The sequence below is a fragment of the Amycolatopsis sp. SID8362 genome, assembly GCF_010550475.1.
Classification (GTDB): domain Bacteria; phylum Actinomycetota; class Actinomycetes; order Mycobacteriales; family Pseudonocardiaceae; genus Amycolatopsis; species Amycolatopsis eburnea.
In genome coordinates, this window is sequence record NZ_JAAGNB010000579.1 from 1 (window position 1) to 9,458 (window position 9,458).

At 73.0% G+C, this 9,458-nt stretch carries 10 protein-coding genes; 5 read left to right on the forward strand and 5 right to left on the reverse strand.

The window, feature by feature from the left end:
* Nucleotides 1-304 (forward strand): adenylate/guanylate cyclase domain-containing protein (locus tag G3I65_RS18115; RefSeq protein ID WP_160697156.1); only part of this gene is annotated, 304 nt, incomplete at its 5' end.
* Here G3I65_RS18115 and G3I65_RS18120 read toward each other — a convergent pair.
* Nucleotides 301-1,314 carry a zinc-binding dehydrogenase gene (locus G3I65_RS18120; RefSeq protein WP_160697157.1) on the reverse strand — a complete coding sequence of 338 codons (1,014 nt, stop codon included), beginning with the start codon at nt 1,312-1,314 and terminating at the stop codon, nt 301-303. The genes G3I65_RS18115 and G3I65_RS18120 overlap by 4 nt on opposite strands.
* Before the next feature lie 54 nt (nt 1,315-1,368).
* On the opposite strand from G3I65_RS18120, the gene G3I65_RS18125 reads away from it, so the two are divergent.
* The 3 genes from G3I65_RS18125 to G3I65_RS18135 all read left to right on the forward strand — a co-directional run bounded on the left by G3I65_RS18125 (nt 1,369) and on the right by G3I65_RS18135 (nt 5,599).
* On the forward strand, nt 1,369-1,962 hold the full coding sequence (locus G3I65_RS18125) for a TetR/AcrR family transcriptional regulator (protein ID WP_160697158.1): 594 nt from the start codon (nt 1,369-1,371) through the stop codon (nt 1,960-1,962).
* The gene (locus G3I65_RS18130; protein WP_160697159.1) at nt 1,959-3,566 is read left to right on the forward strand and encodes a CocE/NonD family hydrolase; all 1,608 of its coding nucleotides are present in this window, start codon (nt 1,959-1,961) and stop codon (nt 3,564-3,566) included. Before G3I65_RS18125 ends, G3I65_RS18130 begins: the two co-directional genes overlap by 4 nt.
* Nucleotides 3,567-3,655: 89 nt before the next feature.
* On the forward strand, nt 3,656-5,599 hold the full coding sequence (locus tag G3I65_RS18135; RefSeq protein WP_160697160.1) for a DNA/RNA non-specific endonuclease: 1,944 nt from the start codon (nt 3,656-3,658) through the stop codon (nt 5,597-5,599).
* Here G3I65_RS18135 and G3I65_RS18140 read toward each other — a convergent pair.
* Together G3I65_RS18140 and G3I65_RS18145 are read right to left on the reverse strand one after the other, a co-directional pair.
* Complete coding sequence (locus G3I65_RS18140) at nt 5,588-6,412, reverse strand: DUF427 domain-containing protein (protein ID WP_163046716.1); 825 nt, start codon at nt 6,410-6,412, stop codon at nt 5,588-5,590. The genes G3I65_RS18135 and G3I65_RS18140 overlap by 12 nt on opposite strands.
* 32 nt (nt 6,413-6,444) lie before the next feature.
* Nucleotides 6,445-7,089, reverse strand: a complete 645-nt coding sequence (locus G3I65_RS18145) for a GntR family transcriptional regulator (protein ID WP_160697161.1) — start codon at nt 7,087-7,089, stop codon at nt 6,445-6,447.
* A gap of 22 nt (nt 7,090-7,111) precedes the next feature.
* Here G3I65_RS18145 and G3I65_RS18150 point away from each other — a divergent pair, with 22 nt between their 5' ends.
* Nucleotides 7,112-7,528, forward strand: a complete 417-nt coding sequence (locus tag G3I65_RS18150; protein WP_160697162.1) for a VOC family protein — start codon at nt 7,112-7,114, stop codon at nt 7,526-7,528.
* On the opposite strand, the gene G3I65_RS18155 is transcribed toward G3I65_RS18150, so the two are convergent.
* Together G3I65_RS18155 and G3I65_RS18160 are read right to left on the reverse strand one after the other, a co-directional pair.
* Nucleotides 7,508-8,506: a TerC/Alx family metal homeostasis membrane protein gene (locus G3I65_RS18155; RefSeq protein WP_160697163.1), complete on the reverse strand. Its 999-nt coding sequence runs from the start codon at nt 8,504-8,506 to the stop codon at nt 7,508-7,510. The two genes, G3I65_RS18150 and G3I65_RS18155, sit on opposite strands and share 21 nt — an antisense overlap.
* 79 nt (nt 8,507-8,585) lie before the next feature.
* Complete coding sequence (locus G3I65_RS18160) at nt 8,586-9,272, reverse strand: TetR/AcrR family transcriptional regulator (protein WP_160697164.1); 687 nt, start codon at nt 9,270-9,272, stop codon at nt 8,586-8,588.
* Nucleotides 9,273-9,458 lie beyond the last annotated feature (186 nt).

Consider the following 9,458-nt stretch of genomic DNA (forward strand, 5'->3'; position numbering starts at 1 on the left):
GATCGCCCGCCGCCTGGCCGCAGAGGTCCCGGACGGCCCGGCCGGCATCGGCGTGGCGACCGGGGACGCGGTCGCGGGCAACGTCGGCGACCCGCGCCGCTTCGAGTACACGGTGATCGGCGACCCGGTCAACGAAGCCGCGCGGCTGACCGAGCTGGCCAAGAACGCGCCCGCCCGCCTCCTGGCTTCCTGGACGGCGGTCGAGTCCGCGAGCGAGACCGAGGCGGCGGAGTGGGTGGCCAAGGACGAGGTCACGCTGCGCGGCCGCTCCCGGCCGACCACGCTCGCCTCGCCGAAGACCTAACGCCGCGGGTCGATGTGGACCTTCGGGCCGGCGCCCCCGATCCGATCCCCCGCCAGCACCGCGCCCACCCCGTCGAGGCCGACGGTCGCCCCCACCAGGGGCCGCGGGTCGACCGCTCCGCTCGCGTACGCCTCGATCGCCTCGGCCAGGCCCGGGGACGCCGACAGCACGCCGACCGCGGTGACGTCCTTGAAGACGAGCGCACGCGTGTCCACCCGGCTGGGGTCGCCCGAGAGTCCGATGTAGACGACCCGGCCGGCGGGCTCCACGAGGTCCACGGCGAGCGCGGGTGCCCCGGCCGCGCCGGTGGCGTCGACGACCGCGTCGAACGGCAGGTCCGGCAGCGTTTCCCGGGTCCAGACGCCGTCGAAACCCAGGCTGCGCGGGAAGTCCAGGCCGGCCACGCCCATCAAGTGCACCTCGGCGCCCGCCGCCTGCAGGAACATCGCCGTCAGCAGCCCGATCGTCCCCGGCCCGAGCACCAGCGCCCGGTCCCCCGGGCCGGTCCCGGCCGCCCGCGCCGCGCGCAGGGCGTTGCCGCCGGGTTCGACGAGGGCACCGAGGACGGCGTCGACCGAGTCCGGCAACGCGTGCAGCGACCACGCCGGGACCGCGATCTGCTCCGCCAGCGCCCCGGGCCGGCCGCCGCGGATGCCGACCTCTTCGCGCTGCTCACAGGTGTGCTGGTGGCCGCGGCGGCAGCGGCGGCACGTCCGGTCGCCGAGCATCGTGTCGCCCATGACCCGCCGGCCGAGCCACGCGGAGTCGACGCCGTCCCCGACCGCCGAGACCGTGCCCGCCCACTCGTGCCCGAGCCGCATCGGGTAGGCGGCGTGGCCGTCGTGCAGGTAGGGCATCTCGCCGGTGAAGAACTCGACGTCGGTGCCGCACACGCCGGCCCGTTCGACGTCGACGACGACCTCACCCGGCGCGGCCGCCGGGGCGGGCACCTCCCGCACGGCGTACTGCCGGGGCCCGGTCAGCACGAACGCCCGCATGATCGAAGACATGGGTGCATGCTCGCACGCTTGCCTTTTCATTGACACCTGTTCATTATCGAACACATGTCAGCCGACTGGACGACGGAAGCGCCCGCCAAGGACCGCCGGGTGCGCCGGTCGCGCGCCGCGCTGATGCGGGCCGCCGTCGACCTCGTCAGCGAGCGCGGGACGGCCGCCGTGCCGGTCTCCGACATCGCCGACGCCGCCGACGTCAGCCGCCAGGTGCTCTACCAGCAGTTCGGCGACCGCGACGCGCTCGTCCTCGAAGCCGCGCTCGACCTCGTCCGGCGCGAGCTCCTCGACGGCCTGCCCGCACCCGACGAGCGCGCGGGACTGCTCGCCCTCGCCCGGCACTTCGCCGCGCACCGGCGGTTCTACCGGGCCCTGCTCACCGGCCCGGCCGCGTTCGCCCTGAACAAGGCGCTGACCAGCGTGTTCCTGCCGCTGAACCGGCAGCACATCGGCCGGGTGCTCGGCGACCGGCTCGACGCGCAGGGCGTCGAAGACCTGGCCGCCTTCCTGACCGGCGGTGCCGCCGCGGTCGTCAACACCTGGGTCGTCGAAGGGCCGGAACCGCTCGACGCCGCCGAGTTCACCGACCGGCTGGTGCGGGTCCGCGCGGTCGTGACCGAGCTGATCACGAAGGAGTCCCGGTGAAGCCGCTCAGCCACCTCGTCGAACGCCTGCTGGACCTGCCCGCCCCGGCCACCCGGGACGTCGTCGTCCAGCGGGACCTGCGCGTCCCGATGCCCGACGGCGCCGAGTTGCTCGCCGATCGGTGGGCACCGCGCACGGGGACCGGGCTGCCGACCGCGTTGCTGCGCACCCCGTACGGCCGGCGCGGCGTGTTCGGCGCGATCCTGGCCCGGCCGCTGGCGGAACGCGGCTTCCAGGTGCTCGTGCAGAGCACGCGCGGCGGCTTCGGGTCCGGCGGCGTCTTCGACCCGCTGCGCCAGGAACGCGAAGACGGCTTGGCGACGCTGGACTGGGTGCTCGCGCAGCCGTGGTTCGGCGACGCACTCGTGCTCACCGGCGCCAGCTACCTGGGGTACGTGCAGTGGGCCGTCGCCGATCGCCTGCCGCCGCAGGTCAAGGCGATGATCCCGCACGTCACCGAATCCGGGCTGACGCTGGAGTTCCTGCGCGATGACGGCTTTTCGCTGGAGACGCCGTTCGGCTGGGGCGTCCAGGTCGCGGTCCAGGAGCGCCGGTTCGCGCTGCTGCGGCAGCGCGGCCAGGCCAAGAAGCTCGCGCGGGCGCTGACCACCCTCCCGCTCGCCCAGGCCGACGTCGTCGCCATCGGCCACCGCTCCGACTACCTCCAGGACATCCTCACCCGGCCGGAGCACGACCCGCACTGGGCTGCGGCCGACCACCGGACGCGCGTCGCCGGCGTCACCGTGCCGGTCAGCTCGATCGGCGGCTGGTACGACATCTTCCTGCCCGGCCAGCTCCGCGACTTCCGGGCGCTGCAGGACGCCGGACGGCGGCCGCGGCTCACCGTCGGGCCCTGGACCCACGCCGGCCGCGCCGACCTGCTCGCCGGCGCGGGCCTGGCCCTCCGGGAAACCCTGGAGTTCGGGCTCGCGCACGCCCGCGGCGAGGAACCACCGGAGCGGGCGCCGGTCCGGCTGTACGTGATGGGCGAGGAAGCCTGGCGCGACTTCACGTCGTGGCCACCGGAAGGCTATGCGCCGCAACGGTTCCACCTCCAGCCCGGCGGCGCGCTGTCCGCGGGCGAACCGGCCGGGTCCACGCCGGACCGCTACCGCTACGACCCCGCCGACCCGACCCCCGCGGCCGGTGGCGTGCGCATGGCCCCCGACGCGGGCCGGGTCGACAACGCGGCACTGGAAGCCCGCGCCGACGTCCTCACCTACACCACGGCCGCGCTCGGCGAAGACGTGGAAATCGTCGGCGAGGTGAGCGCGGAAATCCGGTTCCGCTCCAGCCTGCGGTTCGCCGACGTCTTCGTCCGGGTGTGCGACGTCGATCCGGACGGCCGCTCGGTGAATGTCTGCGACGGCCTCACCAGCCTGACGAACGCGGACGAACTCGCCGCCGTCCGCGTCTCGCTGTGGCCGACCGCGCACCGGTTCCGGCGCGGGCACCGCATCCGCGTCCAGGTCTCCAGCGGCGCTTTCCCGCGCTACGCCAGGAATCCGGGAACCGGCGACCCGCACGCGACCGCGGTCACCCTGCGCGCAGCCGACCAGGAGGTCCATCCCGGGTCGGCGGTGGTCCTGCCCGTCCGCGCTTAGCGGGCGGTTATTTTCCCCGATTCCCTTGTAACGGTCCCCGAAAGCATGCGACTAACGCGGTGATTTCCGCTTCGTCCGGGGAGGCCACCGTGGACGTCAAGACCGCACGACCGTCCGATCAGGAAGCTGCCGCCGCCGCGCGGGCGGAGCGGCGCACCGTCGAACGCCGGGCCAAGATCGCGTTGCTGCGCACGCCGGGCGGGATCGCCAGGGCCGACGAGCCGCGCCGCGTGGCCACCCGGATCGACCGGCTCGCCCGGTACCACCCCGACGTCCGCCCGGTGAACCCGGCGGCGATCGAAGCCGGGGAGCCCGCGGCGATGGCGGCGGCGGGCGCGATCCTGGAACGGATCATCCTCACCGACGACCTGCTCGGCGTCGGCTACCTCGAAGGCGGCGTCCGGGCGGCGGCGGCCGTGGGCCGGGTGAACATCCGCGACGAGCGCGGCCGGCTCACCGGCTACGGCACGGGTTCGCTGGTGTCGCCGGAACTGCTGCTCACCAACCACCACGTGCTGCCCGACGCGGCGACGGCCGGGTTCAGCGTGATCGAGTTCGACTACCAGGACGGCGTCGACGGCCTGCCCCGGCCGGTGCACGCGTTCCGGCTGGACCCGGACCGCTTCTTCGTCGCCGACGAGGACCTCGACTTCGCGCTGGTCGCCGTGCGAGCTTCCGACAACGAGCTGAGCGGCTTCGGGTACAACCGGCTGATCGGCACCGAGGGCAAGGCGATCGTCGGCGACTTCGTCACCATCGTCCAGCACCCCAAGGGCGGCAAGAAGAAGGTCGCCCTGCGGGAAAACCGCGTCGTGGACGTCCTGGAGCAGTTCCTGCACTACGAGACCGACACCGAACCCGGGTCGTCGGGCTCGCCGGTGTTCAACGACCAGTGGGAGGTCGTGGCGCTGCACCACGCGAGCGTCCCCGCCGACGACCACGCCGAACTCGGCCGCTTCATCAACGAAGGCATCCGGGTCAGCAAGCTGCTGGCCTTCCTGCGCGGCAAGCGGTTCACCGCCGCGGAGCAGGCCCTCGTCGACCGGCTGTCCACGCGGTCCGAACGCACGGCACCGGCACCGGCCGCGGGCAACGGCGAGCGGCCGGTGCTCACCGTGTCGATGCCGTTCGACATCCGGCTGCGCGCCGAACCGGCCGCCGAGCCGGAGACCGGCCGGATCGACCCGGACTACTCCAACCGCGAGGGCTACGACCCGGCCTTCCTCCCCGGGCACACCGTGCCCCTGCCGACCTTGCCCGCCGCGCTCGTGCCGCTGGCCGCGCTCAACCGGCAGGCGACCGCCGAACCGCGGTACGTCCTGCCGTACCACCACTTCAGCGTCGTCCTGCACAAGGAACGGCGGCTCGCGATGTTCACCGCGGTCAACATCGACGGGCGCACCAGCCGGGCGCTGCACCGCGAGGCCGACCACTGGTCGCTGGACCCGCGGGTCGACGAGGCCGAGCAGGTCGGCGAGGAGATCTACCGCGCCAACCCGCTCGACCGCGGCCACCTGGTCCGCCGGCTCGACCCGGCGTGGGGCGCGACCGAGGCGATCGCCCAGCTCGGCAACGACGACACGTTCCACTTCACGAACTGTTCGCCGCAGCACAAGGACTTCAACCAGAACAAGACCACGTGGGCCGGGCTCGAGGACTACGTGCTGAACAACGCGGACAACCACGACCTCAAGGTCACCGTGCTGACCGGCCCGGTCCTCGCCGAGGACGACGACCGCTACCGCGGGGTGCAGTTGCCGCGCCAGTTCTGGAAGGTCGTCGCGATGGTGAAGACCGACGGCACCCTGTCCGCGACGGCGTACCTGCTGAGCCAGGAAGAACTGATCAAGGGACTGGAGACGACGGGCGAGTTCGACTACGGCGCGTACCGCACCTACCAGGTCCCGGTGCGCCGGATCGCCGACCTGACCGGGCTGTCGCTCGGCGAGCTGCCGGACGCGGACCCGTTGGAGCGCCTGGAATCCACGGGCGAAGTGCGCGAGGTCGGCGGACCGGCGGACCTACTGCTCTGACCAGGGCGTGACCGGCCGCGGCTGCCGCTCCCCGTCCAGGAAGACGTCGACGCGTTCGGTGAGGAAGGCGATGTACCCGGCGACGTCCCGCGCGTCGGACAGCGGTTCGTCGTAGGTCCAGGCGAGATCGGCGTGCGCGCCCACCGACCAGTAGCTCGCGTGTCCTTTGTAGGCACACGTGGTGCGGGTGTCCGACGGCGTGAGCAGCTCCATCCGGACGTCTTCGCGCGGCAGGTAGAAGCGGGTCGTGATGCCGGTTTCGAACAGCATGCGCGGTGCGCCCGAGTCGGCCACGACGACGCCGTCGACCTCGATCCGGACCCGGCTGTCACTGCGCCGGACGTCGATGCGCGAGAACGGGTCCCGCGGGTGGCCGACGATCGGTTCGGCTTCCTCGAGCCACTCGTCGAAGGCCGCGAAGTCGAGGATGACGTGGCCGTCGAGATCGGGGTCGGCGGGCCGGAACCCCGCGCCCGGCAACGTCACGTCGTCGACGGCCAGGGTCAGCGGTTCCCCGGCGCAGGTGTGCACGGCGAACGCGGTCCGCGGGTCGAGGACCGGCGGACCGCCTTCGGCCAGCCGCACCGGGTGCTCCGCCGCTTCCTCGCCGCTCGCCGGGATCAGTGTCGCCCGCAGGTCCGGGAGTGGGACCGCGTACGACGGCACCACCCGCTTCGGTTCCCAGACCAGCACCGCCCGGCGCGAGTCGGCGAACGTCCGTCCACTCGCGACCGCCCGCACCCGCTTCGCCACCGGTTCGTAGCGCAGCGCGGCCAGATCGCCGGTGAACCGCGCGCCCATGCGTGTCGCCATCGCTCCACGATCCGCGCCGGAGGAGGCCGCCGTCAACTCCCGCGCAGGATCTCGAACGCGTGGCGGCGATGCACGGCGAAGAGCTCCAGTGCGGTCTCCCGGTCGCCCGCCCGCAGCGCCTGCGCGAGCTCGCGGTGCTCGGCGGGGATGCCCGCGAGGTAGCCCTCGGACTCGACGCCGATCCGCGTCAGCAGGAACAGGTGCACCTGCGAGCGGATCGCCTCCCAGGCTTCGCGCAGGCGCCGGTGGCCGGCGGCGGCGTAGACCGCGTCGTGGAACGCCAGGTCGCAGCGGACCATCTCGTGCTCGTCGGCCGCTCGCTCCATCCGCGCGACGACGGCGTCGATCTCCGCCAGATCGGGGGCACGCTCGACGACCAGGGCGACGGCGAGCTGCTCGAGCGCCGCCCGCAGGCTGTCCAGCTCGGCGACGTCCTCGCCGGACAGCGCGGTGACCGTGGTGCCCCGGTGCCACTCGCCGCGGACGAGCCCTTCGCGCTCGAGCTTGAGCAGCGCCTCCCGCACCGGCCCGCGGCTGACGCCCAGCGCTTCGGCCAGCTCCACCTCGCGCAGCTGGCTGCCCGGGGCGTACCCGCCGTCGAAGATCGCGTCGCGGATGCGGTCGGCCACCTCGTCGGCCAGCCCGCGCCGGCGCGCGGGAGCCACTTGAGCACTCATGTCGTAATGTTAACATCAAGACATGACGCTCCCCCGCTTCCACCTCGCCATGCCCGTCGACGACCTCGTCGCCGCCCGCCGCTTCTACGGCGAAGTCCTCGGCCTGGAGCCCGGCCGCAGCGCCGACACCTGGGTCGACTGGAACCTGCACGGCCACCAGTTCGTCACGCACCTGGCGCCGTCGCGGCCCGAGCGGGTGCACAACCCGGTCGACGGCCACGACGTGCCGGTGCCGCACTTCGGCCTGCTGCTCGCCGTCGAGGAGTTCCACACGCTCGCCGAGCGGCTGCGCGCCGCCGGGACGGAGTTCGTGATCGAGCCCTACCTCCGGTTCGCCGGGCAGCCCGGCGAGCAGTGGACGATGTTCCTGCTCGACCCGGCCGGCAACGCCCTGGAGTTCAAGGCTTTCGCCGACGACTCACAGGTCTTCGCGGTCTGAGGCGGACCCGCGCAGCGACCCCGGGTGCGCCTTCGCCCCGGGGTCTCGCCGGGTCTTGAGCAGGCTGGCGACGGTCACCACGGCGAGCACGCCGATGATCACCGCGAGGCTGACCGGCGTGGCGATCTCGGGGACGCGCGGGTCGACGTCGACGTGCGCCCAGTGCAGGATCAGCTTCACCCCGATGAACGCCAGGATCACCGCGAGCCCGGCCGAGAGGTAGACGAGCCGGTCGAGCAGTCCCTTCACGAGGAAGTACAGCGCGCGCAGGCCCAGCAGCGCGAAGGCGTTGGCGGCGAAGACGATGAAGGGCTCGTCGGTCACGCCGAACACCGCGGGGATCGAGTCGAGCGCGAACAGCAGGTCGACGCCGCCGATCGCGACCAGGACCACGACCAGCGGGGTGACGAGCCGGCGTCCCGCGACCTTCGTGGTCAGCCGGCCGCCGTCGTAGGTCTCCGACACCGGCAGCACGCGCCGCGCGGTGCGCACGACGACGTTGCCCTCGATGTCGGGGTCGGCGTCGCGGTGCCGGAACAGCTGGACGCCGGTGAAGATCAGCAGCAGGCCGAACAGCAGGAACATGAAGGAGAACAAGGCGAGCAGGGCCGCGCCGAGCGCGATGAAGAGCCCGCGCATCACCAGCGCGAGGACGATCCCGAACGTGAGCACCTTGTGCTGGTGCTCCTCCGGGACGGCGAACGTCGTCATGATGATCACGAACACGAACAGGTTGTCGACCGACAGGCTCTTTTCGACGATGTAGCCGGCGAAGTACTCGGCGCCGGACTCACCGCCGTGGGCGAGCGCGAGCCAGACGCCGAACGCCACCGCGACCAGGATGTAGCCCACCGACCACGCGACGGCCTCGCCGAACCCGACCCGGTGCGGCCGGACCGCGGCGAGCACGAGGTCCACGGCCAGCAGGGCCAGGACGACGCCGATGGTGACGAGCCACGTGCCGGCCCCGATGCCCATCCGCTCCCCCGCTCCCGCGTGCTTGCCGCGATCGTAAGGGCGGGAACGCGTCCGCGCACCCGGACTCCACTGTGGACGGTCAGCGCGGGGTCAGGTCGGCCACGGCGAGCGGCGCGTCCGGGTCGAGCGCGACGCCGCCCGCGCGCAGGGTGTCGTCGACGATGCCCCAGACCCAGCGCGCCAGCAGGGTGGCGAGCTCGGCGCGGCTGACGTCACGGGGGTTCTCCAGCCAGCGCGAGGTGCTCGTTTCCACGAGGCCGACGAGCCCGAACGCGACGGCCTCGCAGACGCGGGTGTCCATGCCGAAGAGCCCGAGGTAGTGCTCGAAGACGACGGTGAGCTGGCGGGCGATGGCCGTCTTGCCGTCGGCGAAGACGTCGGGGGCGGCGTCCGTGCCGTGCTTGGTGAGGTAGCGGTAGAGCGCGCCGTGCTCGGCCAGCCAGCGGGTGTGCGCGCCGATCGCCGTCCGGATGAGGTCCATCGGCGTACCGCTGGGGGTCCACAGCGGCGCGAACTCGGCGGTGATCAGCTCCACGACCCGGACGGCGATGGCGTGCTGCAGGTCGGCGGCGCCGTCGAAGTGCCGGTAGAGGCGCGTGCGGGCCACCCCGGCTTCGTCGGCGATCTGCTCGGTGGACACCTCGGGCCCGTACCGCGCGATGGCGCGCAAGCCCGCCTCGACGAACTCGCCGCGGCGGCGTTCCCGCTGCCCGGCCCACCGCGCGGCCCGGCCATCGGGCGGCCTCGGCCTGTCCGTCGATGTCATCGGCACGGAGTGTACCGGCGCGGCGCTATGGCGTACACTGCCGTACCTCTTACTTTGGGTGCAGCGGGGTCACGGAGAGTTCGGATGAGGACAGCAGACGAGGACCCGGCGGACGCGGAGCTGCTCGCCGCCCTCCGCGCCGGCGACCTCGCCGCGGGCGGCGCCCTGTTCCGCCGGCACGCGGGT

Bases quoted from the DNA above. Each gene is read 5' to 3' on its own strand.
- G3I65_RS18120 (WP_160697157.1), bottom strand. From the start codon at position 1,314: ATGTCTTCGATCATGCGGGCGTTCGTGCTGACCGGGCCCCGGCAGTAC.
- G3I65_RS18125 (WP_160697158.1), top strand. From the start codon at position 1,369: ATGTCAGCCGACTGGACGACGGAAGCGCCCGCCAAGGACCGCCGGGTG.
- G3I65_RS18140 (WP_163046716.1), bottom strand. From the start codon at position 6,412: ATGGCGACACGCATGGGCGCGCGGTTCACCGGCGATCTGGCCGCGCTG.
- G3I65_RS18145 (WP_160697161.1), bottom strand. From the start codon at position 7,089: ATGAGTGCTCAAGTGGCTCCCGCGCGCCGGCGCGGGCTGGCCGACGAG.
- G3I65_RS18150 (WP_160697162.1), top strand. From the start codon at position 7,112: ATGACGCTCCCCCGCTTCCACCTCGCCATGCCCGTCGACGACCTCGTC.
- G3I65_RS18155 (WP_160697163.1), bottom strand. From the start codon at position 8,506: ATGGGCATCGGGGCCGGCACGTGGCTCGTCACCATCGGCGTCGTCCTG.
- G3I65_RS18160 (WP_160697164.1), bottom strand. From the start codon at position 9,272: ATGACATCGACGGACAGGCCGAGGCCGCCCGATGGCCGGGCCGCGCGG.